16 protein-coding genes are annotated in these 18,634 nt (G+C 39.9%); 7 read left to right on the forward strand and 9 right to left on the reverse strand.

Annotation, left to right across the window (positions count from 1 at the left end; translation table 11 throughout):
- Positions 1-138 precede the first annotated feature (138 nt).
- Positions 139-981 (reverse strand): putative nucleotide-diphospho-sugar transferase, encoded by an 843-nt coding sequence (locus tag VB732_RS07070; protein WP_323230116.1) that lies wholly within the window; start codon positions 979-981, stop codon positions 139-141.
- A 48-nt stretch (positions 982-1,029) separates the two neighbouring features.
- Positions 1,030-1,953: an alpha-1,2-fucosyltransferase gene (locus VB732_RS07075; RefSeq protein ID WP_323230117.1), complete on the reverse strand. Its 924-nt coding sequence runs from the start codon at positions 1,951-1,953 to the stop codon at positions 1,030-1,032.
- 382 nt (positions 1,954-2,335) lie between these two features.
- Here VB732_RS07075 and gloB point away from each other — a divergent pair, with 382 nt between their 5' ends.
- The 3 genes from gloB to dnaB all read left to right on the forward strand — a co-directional run bounded on the left by gloB (position 2,336) and on the right by dnaB (position 7,234).
- The gene (gloB, locus tag VB732_RS07080) at positions 2,336-3,109 is read left to right on the forward strand and encodes a hydroxyacylglutathione hydrolase (RefSeq protein WP_323230118.1); all 774 of its coding nucleotides are present in this window, start codon (positions 2,336-2,338) and stop codon (positions 3,107-3,109) included.
- Positions 3,110-3,386: 277 nt separating this feature from the next.
- Positions 3,387-3,845: a 50S ribosomal protein L9 gene (gene rplI, locus VB732_RS07085; RefSeq protein ID WP_323230119.1), complete on the forward strand. Its 459-nt coding sequence runs from the start codon at positions 3,387-3,389 to the stop codon at positions 3,843-3,845.
- A 116-nt stretch (positions 3,846-3,961) separates the two neighbouring features.
- Entirely contained in the window at positions 3,962-7,234 is a 3,273-nt protein-coding gene (gene dnaB, locus VB732_RS07090; RefSeq protein ID WP_323230120.1) for a replicative DNA helicase, read from the forward strand.
- A gap of 85 nt (positions 7,235-7,319) precedes the next feature.
- Here dnaB and VB732_RS07095 read toward each other — a convergent pair whose 3' ends face one another.
- The 3 genes from VB732_RS07095 to VB732_RS07105 all read right to left on the reverse strand — a co-directional run bounded on the left by VB732_RS07095 (position 7,320) and on the right by VB732_RS07105 (position 9,071).
- Positions 7,320-7,841: an FKBP-type peptidyl-prolyl cis-trans isomerase gene (locus tag VB732_RS07095; RefSeq protein ID WP_323230121.1), complete on the reverse strand. Its 522-nt coding sequence runs from the start codon at positions 7,839-7,841 to the stop codon at positions 7,320-7,322.
- 78 nt (positions 7,842-7,919) lie between these two features.
- Positions 7,920-8,243, reverse strand: coding sequence for a phasin family protein (locus VB732_RS07100; RefSeq protein WP_094331204.1), 324 nt, complete (start codon positions 8,241-8,243; stop codon positions 7,920-7,922).
- Positions 8,244-8,660: 417 nt separating this feature from the next.
- Positions 8,661-9,071, reverse strand: coding sequence for a 2TM domain-containing protein (locus VB732_RS07105; RefSeq protein WP_323230122.1), 411 nt, complete (start codon positions 9,069-9,071; stop codon positions 8,661-8,663).
- Positions 9,072-9,484: 413 nt separating this feature from the next.
- On the opposite strand from VB732_RS07105, the gene VB732_RS07110 reads away from it, so the two are divergent.
- A complete protein-coding gene (locus VB732_RS07110; protein WP_323230123.1) occupies positions 9,485-9,616 on the forward strand; it encodes a hypothetical protein in 132 nt (43 codons plus the stop codon).
- A 220-nt stretch (positions 9,617-9,836) separates the two neighbouring features.
- Positions 9,837-10,238, forward strand: a complete 402-nt coding sequence (locus tag VB732_RS07115) for a fasciclin domain-containing protein (RefSeq protein WP_323230124.1) — start codon at positions 9,837-9,839, stop codon at positions 10,236-10,238.
- A 274-nt stretch (positions 10,239-10,512) separates the two neighbouring features.
- Here VB732_RS07115 and sfsA read toward each other — a convergent pair whose 3' ends face one another.
- Positions 10,513-11,238 carry a DNA/RNA nuclease SfsA gene (sfsA, locus tag VB732_RS07120; RefSeq protein WP_323230125.1) on the reverse strand — a complete coding sequence of 242 codons (726 nt, stop codon included), beginning with the start codon at positions 11,236-11,238 and terminating at the stop codon, positions 10,513-10,515.
- 240 nt (positions 11,239-11,478) lie between these two features.
- On the opposite strand from sfsA, the gene VB732_RS07125 reads away from it, so the two are divergent.
- Both VB732_RS07125 and VB732_RS07130 read left to right on the forward strand, forming a co-directional pair.
- Positions 11,479-12,147, forward strand: a complete 669-nt coding sequence (locus VB732_RS07125) for a 2OG-Fe dioxygenase family protein (protein ID WP_323230126.1) — start codon at positions 11,479-11,481, stop codon at positions 12,145-12,147.
- A gap of 473 nt (positions 12,148-12,620) precedes the next feature.
- Entirely contained in the window at positions 12,621-13,889 is a 1,269-nt protein-coding gene (locus VB732_RS07130) for a tetratricopeptide repeat protein (RefSeq protein ID WP_323230127.1), read from the forward strand.
- A gap of 388 nt (positions 13,890-14,277) precedes the next feature.
- Here VB732_RS07130 and VB732_RS07135 read toward each other — a convergent pair whose 3' ends face one another.
- The 3 genes from VB732_RS07135 to hemE form a co-directional block, all read right to left on the reverse strand.
- Positions 14,278-15,876: a B12-binding domain-containing radical SAM protein gene (locus VB732_RS07135; RefSeq protein WP_323230128.1), complete on the reverse strand. Its 1,599-nt coding sequence runs from the start codon at positions 15,874-15,876 to the stop codon at positions 14,278-14,280.
- A 460-nt stretch (positions 15,877-16,336) separates the two neighbouring features.
- Positions 16,337-17,296: an NAD(P)-dependent oxidoreductase gene (locus tag VB732_RS07140; RefSeq protein WP_323230129.1), complete on the reverse strand. Its 960-nt coding sequence runs from the start codon at positions 17,294-17,296 to the stop codon at positions 16,337-16,339.
- A 160-nt stretch (positions 17,297-17,456) separates the two neighbouring features.
- Positions 17,457-18,518 carry a uroporphyrinogen decarboxylase gene (hemE, locus tag VB732_RS07145; protein ID WP_323230130.1) on the reverse strand — a complete coding sequence of 354 codons (1,062 nt, stop codon included), beginning with the start codon at positions 18,516-18,518 and terminating at the stop codon, positions 17,457-17,459.
- Positions 18,519-18,634: the final 116 nt, after the last annotated feature.

An 18,634-nucleotide genomic window follows, 5' to 3' on the forward strand; every position in this document is an offset into this window, starting at 1 on the left:
CACTGCCGTGCCCCTACACCTTGCAATATAATTTTTTACCGCATTTGAATGGGAACCGCTATATCAAGTATGCACACAAAATAGCTGTACTTGATAAATCTGAAACCAACAGCGATATTTTAAAAAACTTCACTATTTTTATTTAGTGCGCCAAGGATTTGTAACTTGATTTGGCAAAAATACTTTAGCGCATCTGTCAAAAGCCCTTGTATATAAAGAACGACTAATATTTTTAGCATATTGAGGTCGATAAGGATAGGTACAGTGAAGAACTTTAATTTGATCCTGAATATTATAAGCATCCTGCCACTTGCTAAGATAATTATAGGTGGGTGGAAGTATTTTCTTATGAGGACGTACAGAGGCCATCGCAGAAGCAAAAGCACCTTGATCTTTTAAGAGTAATTTATCTTGATTATTTTTGACAATTTCAAAATAACGCTTAAATTCTTCAAAAAATACCTTAGTAACTTCTGTTTTCCGAAAAGCCATAAAACCACCATTGTATTGCACACTATCTGCTTGTAATGGTAAACCTACCGATTGCAGAATTGGCAAAACATTTGGCAAAAGGTCTTCTTGTTTACCACGTAATAAGTTTGTGGCTTTCGCAATAGAAGGTTGAACATCTTCAGTTAATAAAAAATCGTACTCATCTAAATATTCAAAGACATCATTGATATCTGAAAGTAAACAAATATCTGAATCTAGATAAATCGTTTTATCAAACTCAGAGGCTGCATATAGAGCTAGCTTTGCTTCTCTTGATGCTAAGACAGTATTCTCATTTGCAGGTGCTGGCTTTAAAACTACATTCTTAAAAGCCTTTAATAGTGGATATAAAACTACCGGAACTTGGTCAATTAAAATAATTATTGGCTCTTGATGAAACTTTCTAATTGCCGCTAAAAAATGAATACAATCTTGAAAAGAGTAAAGTCCAGTTAAGATTGTAATAAATCCTCTATTTTTTGTTTTCATAGATGAGTTAAATAATTATTATTTTTAATTCTGCTCTGTCAATCTAATTTAATGTGTCCATTCCCAGACACTTTTACTCCAGTCATCGTTAGGGTAAAAAACCCCTTGCCATTGATAAAAGTGAACAAAATCTTCAATCTTTAACGTTTTATTTACATCTCTAATCATATAGAGAGGTCGCTTGCCATAAAATGATGCCCACATATTATAACTACTAGGAGGGCCAATAATATAATCACATTCAGCTAAAGAATACATATCCTCAATTATATGATTATTGCCATAAGCATAAGATAAATGTTGGAAACAATCTTCATTTTGCTTCTGATTTGAGCAAATCAAAAATGTCACTTTTTTGTTAGAAAATAGTGTTTTTGCTGATTCCATAACCTTTAAATACTCTTCAGCTAAATAAAAATATTTACCGTTTTGATGTTTTTGGTAATCCCCATGACGGATATGGACTCCAACGATCACATCACTATGGCTACGAACCTGAGATATGAGTTTTGTTACATTAAGCTGATACTTCTTTAAAGGTTGAAAGTAAGCACGAATTTTTTCCCCATGTTTTTGGAGATTTGAGAGATCATCTACAAACCATCCATCTCGAAACATCCATCCTTGAAAAAAGTTTATAGAGTCTGATTTCAACTCCTTTTTAATAATTGAATTACTCCAGTTAAAGGGTTGATCGCGCTTAATATTTATTGTGTTAAAGCGCCCACTTTCAGCGAACCACCGATTAGTGTTATAGTAATATTTACGTAGAAACTTATTTCCTGGAATCGAAACTTTTGGAGGAGGATAGCAAGATAGAAAATCTTGAGAGGTTGAAACAAAAAACTCAGCATACTCTTCAAAAGCTGGGTTGATAACTGTGAAGTTATTTTCCATTGCAAATGCTATAAAATTAGCAAATAACAATAGTCTGTTCCCTAGTTGACCAGATTTTGCAGAAATGACTAACATGTATGTAACCTACGAAAATCACAAGTAATGATATTGGATAAAACTTTCAACATTCAAAAGGATTTACATCGAGTTAAGCCTAGTAAATGAAAGTAAATATATCCAATAAATGAATCGGTTTATTTGTATCCTCATAACAGCAAATTACAAAATGAATATAACTTTGCATTTGCGGTTATTACCAGAGAAAATTCACTGATAAATTACAATTTTATTTGGCTATTTTAAGTGTATTTACTGGATTAATACAGTTACACATACTATAATTAATAATTCAGATATTAAAGTTATACTGAATAAAGTATAAATACTTGATGTAGTTTGTGCAAGTAGCCTTAGTACTGAATAACAAACATATATTTTCTTAACAGAGGCAGATGTAATGCAGGTAATTCGTCTGGAAGCACTCTCAGACAACTATATATTCTTATTACATGACGAGAAACAAAATATCGCGGCTGTTGTCGATCCGGCCGAGTCTCAACCAGTATTAAAGAAACTGGCAGAATTAAAAGCTGAGTTGGTAGCAATTTTCAACACGCACCATCATAGCGATCATGTTGGTGGTAATAAGCAATTAATCGAACAATTCCCCCAACTGATAGTTTATGGAGGAGCGGAGGATCGTGATAGAATTCCTGGGCAGCAGGTGTTTTTGCAACAAGGCGATCGCGTCCAGTTTGCAGACCGTGTAGCTGAAGTTATTTTCGTTCCCGGACATACCCGCGCTCACATCGTTTACTATTTTCCGCCCGAAAAAGCTGGTGAGATAGGGGATCTATTTTGTGGCGATACCTTATTTTCTGGCGGTTGCGGTCGCTTATTTGAAGGAACACCGACGCAAATGGTGGACTCTTTAAGCAAACTGCGCTCTCTACCTGATGATACACGTATCTGGTGTGCCCACGAATACACTTTAAAAAATCTGCAATTTGCCCTAACTGTAGATGGTGAAAACACCGACTTACAAAGGCGCTTCGATGAAGTAAAAGCTTACCGTAGTCGAGGAGAAGCTACCATCCCCTCGTTTCTGGGAGTGGAGAAGCGCACCAATCCCTTTTTACGTTGGGATGAATCATCATTACAATTAACTGTTAAGAGTAGCGATGGAGTGCAAACCTTTGCGCGGATACGAGAAATGAGAAATAATTTTTAAGGATTGGGAATTGGGAATTGAGGATGGTTATTATTTTTGTCCCCTTGTCCCCTTGTCCCCTTGTCCCCTTATCTCTCCCTGCTCCCTGCTCCCTGCCCCCTGCCCCCTGCTTCATTCCCAATCCCTTCAACTTTTTCGCGGGAATAGTTGCGATCGCACCCTTCCTTTCGCTACGATCTGTAAGCTTTAGGGTGTAGGCTAAGAAGCTTGGAATACAGCAGTGACATTGTGAGCTATCAAGCCTTACCCAAATTAATCAGATTTTACAGGAAAAACGATGGCGAAACGCGTACAGTTAGTTTTAAATCAAGATATCAGCAAGCTGGGGAAATCTGGCGACTTAGTGGAAGTAGCTCCCGGCTACGCTCGTAATTATCTGATTCCCCAGAAATTGGCAACTAATGCCACTCCTGGTATTCTCAAGCAAGTAGAACGCCGTCGTGAGCAAGAGCGTCAACGGCAATTAGAACTCAGACAACAAGCTCTTGAGCAAAAAGAATCTCTTGAAAAAGTTGGTAGCTTGACAATTGCCAAGCAAGTTGGTGAAAACGAAGCAATTTTCGGTACTATCACCAGCCAAGATGTTGCAGATGCAATTAAGGCAGCCACCGGTCAAGAAGTGGATCGGCGTGGAATTACCATCCCCGATATTAACCACCTTGGTACTTACCAAGCCGAAATCAAGCTGCATTCTGATGTAGCGGCACAACTAGATATTCAAGTCGTCGCTAGCTAACTCAGGAGGGGGACGTGGAGATGAGGGAGCAAGGAAAGTAAAGGTGAATAATAACTCCTAACTCTTGTACAGACGCGATTAATCGCGTCTCTAGCAAATCAAAACTAAAATCGTTTATGGCTGAAGAACTGAATTTTAAAGGCGATGGTAGCGATCGCCTCCCCCCACAAAATATTGAGGCCGAAGAAGCGATTTTGGGGGGTATTTTGCTAGATCCAGAAGCGATTAGTCGAGTTAGCGATCGCCTCCTTCCTGAAGCTTTTTACATTAGCGCCCATAAAGATATTTATCAGGCAGCTGTGAGGCTCCACACCCAAGGTAAACCCACAGATTTGCTTTCAGTCACAAGTTGGCTGACTGACCATGAGATGCTTACCCGCATAGGCGGTAGAAATAAATTAGCAACTCTAGTAGACCGCACAGTGTCAGCTGTGAACATTGATGCCCTCGCAGGGTTGGTGATGGAAAAATACCTGCGGCGGCAGTTAATTAAAGCTGGCAATGAAATTGTACATCTTGGTTACGAGACAGAAACCGAGTTACCAACTGTTTTAGATCAGGCAGAACAGAAAGTATTCGGCGTAACTCAAGAGCGTCCCCAATCGGGTTTAGTTCACATTTCCGATACTCTAATTAATAATTTCCAAGATATTGAGGATCGAAATCAAGGCATCGCCTTACCTGGTATTCCTTGTGGATTTTACGATTTAGATGCGATGACCAGTGGTTTTCAGCGTTCAGATTTGATTATTGTCGCTGGTAGGCCATCAATGGGGAAATGCCTTAGCCATGATTCAGAAATAGTTTTGGCAGATGGAACAATTACCACAATTGAAGAATTATATAAACAACGTCATGTTTCGACTCCGCTCAACACAAGTGGCTCATTATTGACGTTAAATAATGACTGGAAATTTACCTTTACTCAACCCTGTGCATTTGTAGATGATGGCATCAAACCAGTTTTTCGGGTAACAACTCGCTTAGGTAGGTCTATTGAAACTACAATCACCCACCCGTATTTGACTATTAAAGGCTGGCAAAAACTAGAAAATCTGAAAGTTGGTGATAAAATCGCTATCCCGCGAAAAATAGATGTGTTTGGCTCACATTCTATGCGCGAGTGCGAAGTCAAGTTATTAGCTTATTTAATAGGCGATGGCGGCTTAACTAACTGCACTCCACGATTTACAAATAGTAATCCGTTATTGCAAGCAGAATTTTCTCAAGCAGTTGCTGATTTTGTTGGTTTAAAAATTCGCTGGCAAGATTCCCAAGGAACACGCACACCATCACTTTGTGTACGTGGAGACTTGGAATCTATTGCTATTCAAAGACAGATTTTTGCCGAAAGTTTTAAACTAGCGATTCAATCTCAGTCATTGACAGGAAAAGAAATAAGCCAATTAGTTGGAGTCAGCCCTACTTTACTTTGCGCTTGGAAGGAAGGAGTCTGTGTACCAAATTTAGAAACTTTTGAGCTATTAAGCGAAATTTTACAATTAGAATCAGAAGAGTTTGTATCTCATGGATTTGCCTGCATGAGCAAATCTCGGAAGAATTCGCTAACGCTTTGGTTAGAAGAATTAGGTTTGTGGGGCAAAGATGCTCATTCTAAAACTATACCAAACATCATTTTTAAATTAGAGCGATCGCAAATAGCCTTATTCCTTAATCGTCTCTTTGCTACTGATGGATGGGCTGCACTGCTTACTAGCGGTCAATCACAGTTAGGCTATGCAACAGTCAGCGAAAAACTAGCCAGACAAATTCAACATCTTTTATTACGATTTGGGATTATTGCATCTCTCAAAAAACGGTCTGTTAAGTATAAAAACACACGAAGGCCAGCGTGGCAATTAGATATTACTGATGCCTTATCTATTAAAACCTTTATCGCCGAAATAGGTATTTTCAGTAAAGAAGAAGCAATAGAAAAAGTTGCAGCAGCAATATCTCAAAAAAGATATCAAACTAATCGTGACTTGATACCTGTAGAGATTTGGGAACAAATAGCATTAGCAAAAGGTAATGAAACTTGGAGTAATTTAGCTAGACATGCAGGGATTAAAGGTTATACAAATATGCATGTTGGTAAACGTGCCCTCAAGCGGGAAAGGCTTTGGATACTAGCTACAGCTTTAGATAATTTACCACTTCAACAGTTAGCAACCAGTGATGTTTATTGGGATGAAATAGTTGCGATTGAGTCGGTAGGTAACAAGCAGGTTTATGACTTAACAATTCCAGAAACACACAATTTTGTTGCTAATGATATCTGTGTACACAATACAGCATTTTGCTTAAACCTTGCTCATAATATCGCCGCTTCTTATAAATTACCAGTTGCTTTTTTCAGCTTGGAAATGTCCAAAGAGCAACTGACGCAACGTTTATTAGCTAGTGAAGCGCAAATTGAAAGTAGTTATCTACGGACTGGTCGCCTCAGTCAAACACAATGGGAACCTTTAAGCCGTGCTATTGGTATCCTTTCCGAGATGCCAATTTATATTGATGACACGCCGAATATTACAGTTACACAAATGCGTAGTCAATCAAGAAGGCTGCAAGCGGAAGTTGGAACTGAATTAGGATTAATTGTAATAGATTACTTGCAATTGATGGAAGGAGCAGGTGATAATCGAGTTCAAGAATTGTCAAAAATTACCCGTCAACTAAAAGGTTTAGCGCGGGAATTATCTGTACCAGTTATTGCTTTATCTCAGTTGAGCCGAGGGGTGGAAGCGCGTACTAATAAGCGTCCGATGTTGTCAGATTTGAGAGAATCTGGTTGTTTAGCAGGCGATAGTCTGGTGACATTAGTAGATAGCGGACTGCAAGTGCCAATTAAGGAATTAGTAGGTAAATCTGGTTTTGCAGTTTGGGCATTGAACGAAGCTACAATGCAGCTAGAAAAGGCAATTGTTAGCAATGCTTTTTCGACTGGTATAAAGCCTCTGTTTACTTTAACAACTCGACTGGGGCGGAAAATCCGTGCCACAGGTAATCACAAGTTTTTAACAATTAATGGCTGGAAAAGACTTGATGAATTAACTCCTAAAGAACATTTATGTTTACCGAGACATCTCCCCAGTGATGTTTATTGGGATGAAATAGTTTCAATTGAATATAGTGGCGAGGAAGAAGTGTTTGACCTCACCGTTACTGGGTTGCATAATTTTGTTGCAAATAATATTATTGTTCACAATTCCATTGAACAAGATGCGGATTTAGTAATAATGTTATACCGTGATGAATACTACTCTCCTGATACTCCCGATCGCGGCATTGCAGAAGTAATTATAGCTAAACACCGCAACGGGCCTACTGGTACTGCAAAACTTTTATTTAATCCACAGTTTACAAAGTTTCAAAATTTAAAAATTTAGCTATTTAATGGAGAATGAGGAGCCGAGGGGAAAGAGATAATTTTAATTAATTCTCCCCCCTGCCCCATGCCCAATCCCCTAGTTACTACTTAACTCCGAGCAATTCCACATCAAACAGCAGAGTAGCGTTAGGTGGAATCACGCCACCAGCACCACGAGCGCCATAGCCTAACTCAGAGGGGATGATTAACTGACGACGACCGCCTACTTTCATCGTGCTAAGTCCTTCATCCCAACCTTTGATTACCTGTCCAACGCCAATTTTAAAGCTGAAGGGTTGGCCGCGATCGCGTGAACTATCAAACTTAGTACCATTTTCTAAAGTGCCGACATAGTGAACTTCAACCGTTTGTCCAGGTTGAGGAGTCGCCCCAGTTCCCTCTTTTAACTCGACATACTTTAACCCAGAAGGGGTGGTTACGGTTTTGTCATCAGACATAGTATTGCTCGCAATTAGAGTATTATTTTCACTTAAAGTTGTGGGCGCTAGCGGCGTTTGGGTTAACTCGGCAGCAATGGCAGTATTCTGTTTACTACCTACTTGCCCCACAATCAACAGCACAACACACACCAGCATGAACGCCACGCTGAGGAAAATTGGTTTCAAAATCAGTTCTCCTTACTTAGGTATCCTGGCAAAAACATTACCAATAGGACACAATTAGTTTAAATCACAAATGACATCTTAACGCCAAAGCTTATTTTCCAAATCGCGCAATTGACGCTCTAAACGGTCAATTCTCCCCCGTAGTTCATCCACTTCCGATTGTCGAGCCACCCCCAAATCTTGCATCATATTTCGCATTTGTCGTTGCATTTGGACATCAAAGTTTCCCTGCTCTGACTTTAACTGCTGGGCTAAATCGTCTATAACTGCCTTGGCTTGCTCAGGATTGAGCTTACCGTCTTTAACTAAGTCATCACCGACTTGGCGCAGTTTTTCCGCTACTAAAGACGTTGTGCCAAGACCGACCATCATTAGCTGTTGCAACCAGTTGCTATTGTCCATTTTCCCTTCCTCTTACTTATTTCAAACCAGCCCACCCTTGCTCCTGAGTGTAGGCAATGAAGCTATGCTAAAAGCCTAGTTCTTCTAGCCTACATCTCTATTTTGGCAAATTAGTAAACACAGAGATTACAGGGCGTGATTGTAGAACTACCCAAGTTTCACGATGCCCCGAATTTAACGGAAAATTTTATCCAAGAAGGACGCGCAAATTTGGACAACAGCACTGGCTGAATATCCTACATTTCTGGGCAGAGATGTTTGGAACAGCCCCAATGACCCCACATAAGCTATGCAGATTAGTCTCAATTAACTAAAAAAAGGGGCAAAATCCCCTTGTTGAAGGTAAGTAAAATTCTGCCACAGTTACTAGTGAAGCGATCGCCACAAAAAATTATTGCAATCTAACTTGACTTTTAGTTAAATTTGTGAACGCCATTTTTGAAACGCTATTTCGTAATCCTCTGATTTACTCTGAAAAACGCTCCACCAATGAAAAAATAATCCTAACCCCCACCCTAATATTGGGAAAATAGCCCAAAAATAACTAGGACTAGTGATTAAATTTAAGAGAATGAGGAATAAATTCACTGCTAAAAAGGAAACAAAATGCCCCCAAAAGGCTCTGCGTCGGAAAGTATTAAATCTGTGCCGCAATCGTTCCTCTTCTTGTTGAACTAACCACTTTTTTTCAGTTTTTTCCAAAATTTCAGAAGAAATGCCTAACTCAGATGCCATTTCTATCAGCTGTTCTCGTGAAAACTCTCCTTTTTGTTTACGAGCAAGCGCTATTTCGAGGATTTTTTGCACATCTTCTGAATCGTAAGTCATTTTAATTCCCTTATAAGTTTGTGTGTAAATGCGCTTTTGATTTCACGAAGTTTTCGATATGCTTCGTTCAATTCAGTTAGCGAACGTCTCACATTTTGCACCCAATACTTAGTGACATTCACAACCTGATTATTTTCTCATAACTGATTTAGGGCTACTGTATTTGTCAATACTCTAATTGCTTTTATCGAACAGAATTCAGGAGTCAGAATTCAGAATGAATTCTGTATGACTGACGGATGAATAATTGGGTTTAAAACCCCCACTAAATTGAAAATTTGGTGGTCTTCAATCCTGCGCCGGTCTGAATTCCCGACTGATTGATTCTGACCGGAGCTTTCGGAGTCTCCGGCTCCGCTCCTGAATTCTGACTTCTGAATTCTTCTTCAAAAGGTTAGGGACTCTATTGAGTAATGCGATCGCAACTTGGTGAAGTACAGACGATCTTAAGGGCACAGCAATGCTGTTCCCCTACCTGTGTATTTCATTTACCTAAAAAACGCTGTAGTAAAGCGATCGCACCTATTGCACCTACCGATGTGTAGGAAAAGCAACGATGCCTGCGGCGGTAAACTACGCATCTAAGACTGCTTGTAGCTCATCCACCCAGATTAACTACATATAATTCTCTATTGGTATAAAAATATATGTAAACTTTTATGGTATCAATAAAAAATTTGATTTTACATACACCCAACGATAGATAGATTTTATTAAATAAATAGTTTAGATTTGTAACAAGTTACACAGAACTAGGTAAAGCACATGGCCAACATAATTGAAACTGCCACTAATAATGGTTCTTTCACGACACTAGTTGCAGCAATCCAAGCGGCTGGTCTGGAAGGTACACTGAATGGCAATGGCCCATTCACCGTGTTTGCACCTACTGATGAAGCGTTTAACAAGCTTCCAGCAGGTACAGTAGATGCATTACTGAAAGATATTCCTAAGCTGAAGAAAATCTTGACCTATCATGTAGTCTCAGGAAAGGTACTGGCTGCTGATGTAGCTAAACTGAAGACAGCTAAAACAGTTGAAGGTTCAGAAGTAAAAATTGACGCTTCTAATGGCGTTAAAATCAACGATGCAAAAGTTGCAACAGCAGATGTTGCTGCTGATAACGGTGTCATCCACGTAATTGACACAGTTTTGATTCCTGCATAAACAAACTTCAGAATAGCGAATGCTATTTCTGGGGTGGCGGCTACCTATAGTCGTTTCTTGATTAAAATCTGGTTGAATGTTTTTTAGTAAACACCAACTACCAACAAATCCATCTAGATATTGTCTAGATGGATTTATTGTTTAACAAAATGTAGGGGTTTAAGTCCCCGGCTTCTATCAAGCAGCAAGTGTTATCGCGGGGTCTAAATCCTCGTTACAACACGTGATTGCGAATTGCGAATTGCGAATTGCGAATTGATTTAACTAGGTGTAATCAAATTTTTAGTTTTGCCAAACCTAAATAACGGATACCTTCGGGGGAAATGTCAAAACGACAAGGTAAGACTTCTAAACCAAGAGCGATCGCATCGCGTAATAATTTACCATATACAGGATCTGTGCGATCGCCAGGAGAAAACTCTGTACAATCACCGCGATTGATAAAGTAAAGCATCACCGCACGAGTTAGAGGTAGCAACGCCATTAATTCTCGCAAGTGCTTTTGTCCTCTTGTAGTTTCTGTGTCGGGAAATAAAGCTAATCTTCCCTCAGATAAAGTTGTATTTTTCACTTCTAAATAAATCGGGCGTTCCTCATCACTCCCCGTCAAGAAAAAATCCACTCGACTTTTTTTATCTAGCCCATAAACCACTTCACCCTTGATTAGGCTATAGTCGCCCAATTCTGGAAAAAGATGTTGCGCCAAAGCTAACTTTACCACCCGATTGGGCAAAAAAGTATTTATGCCTACCCAAGTCGGCTCATTATCATGTACTTGAATTAGTTCTAAAGTGTAAGCCAATTTGCGGTTAAGATTATCACTTTTGGAAAGCTGTACAGCACTTTGGACAGTTGATACTCCAGTCATTGGCCCTGTGTTGGGACAATGTGCTGTCACTATTTCGCCAGAAGTAAGTTGAACGTCAGCAAAAAACCGCTTGTAACGCTTGAGTAAAATCCCCGGATACAAAGGTGGGTAACGGTAAAGCCAATCCATCATTATAAAACCTTGTTGCTGCTAGTAAATATACGTCGATTCCTTACCCACCTAACTTTCAACAGCAAATCTTTTCAGCAGTGACTCCCCAGTATGACAAAAATCAAGCAACTTCACATATCATAGATTGTCAATTTTTGTAGTCAAATTGACAACATAGTAATAAAAAGTAGCATATACTCAGTGTTATAAGCCTTCCATAAAAAATCTGGGAGACTTCCAACGTGCAAGGAGGTAAATCCTATGCAAAAAGTGTGGACAGCGACGGAATTAGAATATGCTTTTCTGTTTACTTTAAGAAAAGTAAATTCCATCAATCTAGAAGGTTTCAAGCCATTTTTTAGTAATATGCCTGTTGACCCTTATATCAAAGGCAACTATCGTTCCAGAAGATTATCTCGGTTCATAGTTTCTGGAAATGAGTTAAGCAAATTACCTCATGGCTACTTCTTTCAAAGTAAAGATTATAATCCATTAATGGGTGACATAAAAAGAGAGTTTGCAGAATTAGATGATGCACTCATAGAACTTGATATTTTTAGAAATCTTGTTTTAGCATTTAGTGATTCTTGTAAACTTCATCCTGAAGCTGAAATCGGAGTTCATCAAATTAGAATTAGTTGTTCGCCGGACAACTTTAGTAATCCAGCACCTGAAGGTATCCATCAAGACGGTACTGATTTTATTGGCTTATTTTCAGTAGATAGAGATAATATTCAAGGTGGAGAAACACATCTCTATACTGCAAAAAAAGAAAAACCTGTGTTTAGCAAAGTTCTAAATCCGGGGGAACTTTTATTGGTCAATGATCATGAATTTTTCCACTTCGCCAATCCGATAAAACCACAAACTGATGGTCAAGGAAGTTGGGATGTTTTTGTACTAACTTCTCCTAGCTTACTTTCAGAATAATTCTGTGGTGTCCAGATCCCCGACTTCTCAAAGAAGTCGGGGATCTATCCTTTTAATTTTAATCTCTGAAATCTGGGGAGTTGAATGTAGTCATTTCCCCAGTTTTTTATTGAGAATTGGAAATAGTCAGGCTGATAGTGATTTATCTATAGCAATCCTATCTGATTTGTGAAAATTCTCAGTGTCCAGATCCCCGACTTCTTAAAGAAGTCGGGGATCTAACTTTTCACGAATAATTTAGGATTGCTAGAGTTGCCATATCAGTTAATAAATCTGCAATCAGGAGGTGTACAATCTTTAATTGGGTAAATCCCCCTGAGAAAATTTCCGGGATGTGTTCGTTTTAATTCATTGCAAATCCGAAATCAAGCAAAGCCATGCTGAATACTTAAAATATTAAGAGTGAGTGGATAGGTTAGGCTACGAAGCAAGCTTGCTGAAATTCAACTAACTGAATCAACCAAACAAATGCTATGAATGACGAATTCTACAATAGAGGATTAGAAAAGTCTAGGCGAAAAGACTACGCCGGGGCAATTGAGGAATTTAACCATGCTTTACAACTAACACCTTACTTTACCGAAGCTTATTTGCAACGGGGTTTGGCATATTATGACTCAGGAGCAATCCTTAAAGCTGTTTCAGATTATACCGAAGCTCTGAAACTTAATCCTGAGAGTGTAGAGGCGTATTATTGTCGTGCATTGGCTAGGGTGGCGCTGAAAAATTTATCGGGGGCGCTAGAAGATGTTGAACGCGCGATTCGTCTCAATCTTAATTATGCTGCGGCTTATAATCTGCGGGGAATGGTGCGGCGCAAACAGGGTTATATTCAAGATGCGATCGCTAATTTTAAAAAGGCTGCACAATTATATCTAGAACAACAGGATAAAGAGAATTGTCGTCTGTGTCTGGAACGAATTAAACAGCTACAACCCCAAGAATTACCTGTAGTACAGCAATCACGTTCCACCAATGCGCCAGTTTTATCCACCAAAGATTATTTTACGCAATTATTAGAAAAGGCTGAAAAGGGAGATACCCAAGAAGCATTGGCAGATTTAAACTGGGTATTGAAAGCCGATTCACAAGATGCCCAAGCTTACTGCTGTCGTGGGGTTGTGCGTTGTAAGATGGGAAATTATCGAGAAGCGATCGCAGATTTTAATCAAGCATTGCGACTAAATTTTCAAGATGCCATTGTCTATCGCAACCGAGGTAAAGCCCGTTCTATATTAGGAGATCATCAAGGTGCGATCGCGGATCTTAACCAAGCACTCCAGATCCAACCACAAGATCCTCTAGTGTATATTGCCAGAGGTAATGCCTATCGGACAACGGGCAACTATCTCGGTGCAATTCAAGATTACACCCAAGCATTGCAAATAAATCCTGATGATGCTCAAGCTTACTACAATCGCGGCATTGCCTATACTTGTTTAGAAGAAATGCAAAATGCCGTGGAAGATTATCAACGGGCGGCGAGTATCTTTTGTGAACAAGAAGACTGGGGAAATTATCAACAAGTCTTAAGTAGCCTAGAAAAAATCCAAAAATTTAGTCCCCAGTCAAAAAGGCAAAAGTATAACATGCTACATCAACGACTTTTGGGAATGGTTGGGGGATATTGGGAAATTGCCGAAAGATTGATTCAGCAGAAGCAGGATTATCATCCTGGAATGTCAGATGAGTGGTATTTGCAAAGAGTAATTGATGATTTAGAACGCGATCGCGGTAGATGAAGAATTTAAAAGCCAGAATTCAAAATCAATTTATTTGTGGATTCATATCAGGTTCGGTTAAATACTTATGATATCTGTAGGTTGGGTTGAGGAACGAAACCCAACACGCTGATCCTTGTTTATGTTGGGTTTTACTGCCGTTCAACCCAACCTACATTGATAAGTTTTATTATAAGTAATCACCCGAACTTGATATTATACCTGGATACAGCAGATTGCGATCTAATCAAATACACGTAGAGACGTAGCAGTGCTACGTCTCTACAAGGTTTTGGGTTTTATATATGTACTTCATTTACCTGAAACGTGCTGTAAATGCCACTAAATATGTAAATTCACCCGTACTAAGTGTACGAGTGAAAATGCGATCGATTACTTGTCAAAAGACCTAACTGACTACCGCTTCAGCTTTTTCTTCAGCTTTTTCCTTCACTAACACATAAGGCTGTTCAGCCCCTTGTGCTAGATATTCAGCTAGCTGACTTTCAATTTGATCGCGCACAATTTGGCGATATTCTAGAAAATGCTCATTGTGGGCGCAAGCAGCGATGTAATGCTCAATAACTCCAGGATTATGCTTGAGAATGCTAAACAAATGATGCCAGAACTTCCAACGGGTTTCCCGTTTGATTCCTTGTCGCCAAATCACAATCAACAAGGCTTTGATAACTATCCACTCTGGCATTTTTGCTGGCGCTTTCCAACTCGGCAAACCCATCATTAAGAAACAGCGATAGGTACGATCCAAGTAATTTACTGGGTCGTATAAAGTACAAAACGCTTCAACATATTCTCTAGCAAGTTCTTCTAGGGGACGGGTAGGGAGGAAGTTCATCAACGTTGTCTGGTTGATGTTTCCATCTTGATTTTCCCGCAGTCGTCCTTCTTTTTTCAGGCGATGCCAAAGTGCGGTGTTAGGTAGCGCTTGCAACATGGCAAAGGTAGTTGAGGGAATAGCTGCTTGTTCCGCAAAACGGACAATGCGATCGCCTGCGCCTGCTTTTTCGCCATCAAAACCGATAATAAACCCAGCCATTGGGCGCAATCCGGCTTTGATGATAGTTTCCACTGCCTCAGTTAGAGAACTGCGAGTATTTTGAAACTTCTTGGTCATTTGCAAACTATCCTCATCCGGCGTTTCAATTCCCAAAAACACCGCCGAGAAACCAGACTCAACCATTAACTCCAACATTTCTGCGTCTTGCGCCAAGTCAATTGAAGCTTCAGTGTCAAATCGGAAGGGATACTTATGTTCTGCCATCCAGACTTTTAACTCTTTCAGCAACAATTTTACATTTCGTTTGTTGCCAATAAAGTTGTCATCCACCATGAACACACCCCGCCGCCAACCCAGTTCATAGAGGCAATCTAACTCTGCTAACAATTGTGCTGGGGTTTTGGTGCGTGGTTTGCGCCCGTAGAGAACAATAATGTCGCAAAATTCGCACTGGAAGGGACACCCACGCGAAAACTGCACCGACATCATGTCATAGGCATCCAATTCTAATAAATCAAAGCGGGGTATTGGTGTACTTGTGACATCAGGTTTTTCTGTGGCGCGAAAAGTGCCAGATGTGTCTCCCCGTTGAACTGCCTCAATAAACATGGGCAAAGTGATTTCCCCTTCATCCAGAATCAGAAAATCTGCGCCAACGTTTTCAACTTCGTGAGGTACAGAGGTGGGGTAGGGGCCGCCTACTGCGACTAACTTGCCACGTTTTTTAGCTTCCTGGATTTGGTCAAGTAAATCTTGTTTCTGGACAATCATCGCAGAGAGAATTACTATGTCTGCCCATGCCCACTCTTCTTCCGTTGCTTGGCGGATGTTGCGATCGACTAGCTTGAATTCCCATTCTTGGGGCAGAATCGCCGCTACTGTGACTAAACCCAGAGGTGGTAATAAAACTTTGCGATCGACTAACTCCAAGATTTTTTCATAAGACCAAAAGGTTTTGGGAAATATTGGATACACTAACAAGATTCGCATGTAGTATCAATCCTCACACTTTGATTGTTATCCCACTCTAACGAAAATAAAGAGCTATTGACTTTTTATTAAAGTTGTTTTATCTTAGCACTGATATTTTTCCCTTTAATGGGTGACTAGCGACTTGAATTCTTGCAGTTAATCGGCAAAAAGAAAAGCATGTTGAAACAGAAATCAAAAGATTTTTGGTTTCTCTAACTACCACTGGGCAGCAAACTAAATTCATATCAGTAGGACTTAGGCTAATACGCTTCGGTTAAGGCAAGAGACGCGATAAATCGCCGTCTCTACAAAGAACTGATTATTGTAAAAACGGCGATTTATCGCGTCTTTGTGATCTAGGGAGTGTCATCAAAAAACCTTATCCGAACCTTACTGGGGCTTAGACAGAAGAACTGGCAGCTTGTGTAGGTTTACCTTTGCAAGAAATGACCACCATCATTAGCAAATAATAGATATTTTATGAATCAGCACGTTTAACGCCACTAAGTTTTAAAACATCGCTCATGGTTGCACAATAATTTGGCAAGCCGAAACTATCAGGATTGATGAATTTTTCATAAGTAAAATGCCGATAGTTCATGCAAAATCTATCCCAAGCAGCCATCCGAATGCGAAACAGAACAATAATCAAATTAGCTAATGCTATAGATATAGGAATGCGAAAGTAAATCTTTTTGCCCAAATAAGCACAAACTTGTTTCACTGCTTGATTAGCAGTTAATGGTGCTTGACCTAAAACCAGCCGACGTGGTTGATCGTTTTTGGCAGGATGATCAATTAAATATCGCACTACAGTGGCAATATCTTGTGCGTGAATAAAGTGAAAACTGCCATCTGCTTCCAAAAAGCGAATCACATTAATATATTTCGTCACTTCTGTAATCCCAGATGTGACAGCAGAATAGGGTTTATTCGCATCACCACCCAATACTACAGTGGGAAAAACTGTGGTAATTTTGGGTGCGATCGCTAATTTTTCTTTTTTCTCTAAGCAGTCATATTTAGAACGGATGTAGTCTGTCCCAATTTCCCCGGCTTCTTTTAATGGTTGATTGTAGCGATCCAAAACGCTAGCTGTCGAAAAATAAATCACCTGCTGGCAACGTTCTGGATCTAGCAATTCCAGTAACTCTATAGTTTTGACGACATTAATATCAAATGTATTCTCACCACCCCAAGCTGTGGCTGTGAGTACCGCCGTATCAATTGTGGATAGCAAATCGGCAAATTGGCGAACATTTTGCATATCGCCTTGCAAAATGTTGATACCCGAACGCGCCTTAATATCAACTTGTAGTTTATTTGGGTTCCTGACTAGCAGATACAGTTCGTGATCTGTTTCCTTAATTAAGGCTTCTGTTAAATAATGACCTACACAACCACTTGCACCAGTCACTAAAATCCGTTTCTGGCTCATAGAAATTTTTTTAAAAGTAAGGAGTTAAAACTGAAGAGTTAAAACTGAAGTTAAAAGTTCCGAATCAGGAGTTAAAAACAAAGTTATAAGTTAGAACTGAGGAGTTAAAAATAACTCTGCACCTCACAACTGATAACTCATAACTCCTAACTCATAACTCCTAATTCTTAACTCCTGCAAGATTCAATTCCTTTGCAGTTTCAAAGAAGAAAGCGACATTTTCTTCGGGAGTTTCTGGTAAAACACCATGACCAAGATTGAGAATATGACCCCAATTGCCAGCTTTGCGAACGGTATCATGAATGCGATCGCGGATAAACTGTTTAGAGCCGAATAACACGCCAGGATCGAGATTTCCTTGAACTTTGACTTGTTTACCTAATCTGGCTCGTGCATCTGCCATATCTACCGCCCAATCTACACTGACAATATCAGCGCCAGATTGTCCCATTCTTTCCAACACACCAGCACTACCGCTAACTAGCAGAATTAATGGTGTATCGGGGTGGGTTTGCTTAACTTGCTGGAAAACTCGCTTTTGATAAGGTAGAGCAAAGGTGTCATAATCTTGAGGACTCAATTGACCCGCCCAAGAATCGAACATTTGCACAACTTGAGCGCCAGAGTCAATTTGGTAGCGGGCATAGATGGCGATCGCATCTGCTAACTTAGATAACAGTTGATGCAATATCGTCGGATCTGAAAATGCCATGTTTTTAATGATGGAATAGGTTTTAGAACCTTTTCCTTCCACCGCGTAAGCTGCTAATGTCCACGGCGCACCCACAAAGCCTAACACCGTTGATTTATCGCCGACTTCCGAGCGCAACGATTGTAAAATTGTCTTGATAAATGGTAGAGCTGCTTCTGGTTCTAAGGGATGCAAATTCTCGATTTGCTCTTGAGTGCGGAGTGGCGAGTGAATGATTGGCCCTTTACCTTCGGCGATATCCATGTCAATGCCCAAACCAGGTAATGGGGTGACAATATCAGAAAATAAAATTACTCCATCTGGTTGGAAAGCTTTCCACGGTTGCAAGGAAACTTCAATTGCTACATCTGGAATTTCCGAGCGATCGCGAAACGAAGGATACTTTTCTCTTAAGTCTCGATATGCTTTCATATATCGTCCCGCTTGTCGCATCATCCATACAGGGGGACGATCTACTACTTCACCACGAGCAGCCCGTAAGAGATGAGGAGTCGTTGAAGAAACACCCATTTATTACTTCATCCTAAAGAGTCACTTTTTTATGCCACTGTTTAGCTTATCATTCCGGGATTACGCTTTATTAGCAAGTTGTCAGCAAAAGCCCTAGTCCCTTTACAGCAAAGGGA

The organism is Nostoc sp. UHCC 0252 (assembly GCF_034931145.1).
Lineage (GTDB): Bacteria > Cyanobacteriota > Cyanobacteriia > Cyanobacteriales > Nostocaceae > Nostoc.

Excerpts from the sequence above, each read along its gene's own strand:
- VB732_RS07115 (WP_323230124.1), top strand. The coding sequence starts at position 9,837 with ATGGCCAACATAATTGAAACTGCCACTAATAATGGTTCTTTCACGACA.
- VB732_RS07130 (WP_323230127.1), top strand. The coding sequence starts at position 12,621 with ATGAATGACGAATTCTACAATAGAGGATTAGAAAAGTCTAGGCGAAAA.
- VB732_RS07100 (WP_094331204.1), bottom strand. The coding sequence starts at position 8,243 with ATGGACAATAGCAACTGGTTGCAACAGCTAATGATGGTCGGTCTTGGC.
- VB732_RS07135 (WP_323230128.1), bottom strand. The coding sequence starts at position 15,876 with ATGCGAATCTTGTTAGTGTATCCAATATTTCCCAAAACCTTTTGGTCT.
- dnaB (WP_323230120.1), top strand. The coding sequence starts at position 3,962 with ATGGCTGAAGAACTGAATTTTAAAGGCGATGGTAGCGATCGCCTCCCC.
- gloB (WP_323230118.1), top strand. The coding sequence starts at position 2,336 with ATGCAGGTAATTCGTCTGGAAGCACTCTCAGACAACTATATATTCTTA.
- sfsA (WP_323230125.1), bottom strand. The coding sequence starts at position 11,238 with ATGATGGATTGGCTTTACCGTTACCCACCTTTGTATCCGGGGATTTTA.
- VB732_RS07140 (WP_323230129.1), bottom strand. The coding sequence starts at position 17,296 with ATGAGCCAGAAACGGATTTTAGTGACTGGTGCAAGTGGTTGTGTAGGT.
- rplI (WP_323230119.1), top strand. The coding sequence starts at position 3,387 with ATGGCGAAACGCGTACAGTTAGTTTTAAATCAAGATATCAGCAAGCTG.
- VB732_RS07110 (WP_323230123.1), top strand. The coding sequence starts at position 9,485 with ATGCGATCGCAACTTGGTGAAGTACAGACGATCTTAAGGGCACAGCAA.
- VB732_RS07075 (WP_323230117.1), bottom strand. The coding sequence starts at position 1,953 with ATGTTAGTCATTTCTGCAAAATCTGGTCAACTAGGGAACAGACTATTG.
- hemE (WP_323230130.1), bottom strand. The coding sequence starts at position 18,518 with ATGGGTGTTTCTTCAACGACTCCTCATCTCTTACGGGCTGCTCGTGGT.
- VB732_RS07070 (WP_323230116.1), bottom strand. The coding sequence starts at position 981 with ATGAAAACAAAAAATAGAGGATTTATTACAATCTTAACTGGACTTTAC.
- VB732_RS07125 (WP_323230126.1), top strand. The coding sequence starts at position 11,479 with ATGCAAAAAGTGTGGACAGCGACGGAATTAGAATATGCTTTTCTGTTT.
- VB732_RS07105 (WP_323230122.1), bottom strand. The coding sequence starts at position 9,071 with ATGACTTACGATTCAGAAGATGTGCAAAAAATCCTCGAAATAGCGCTT.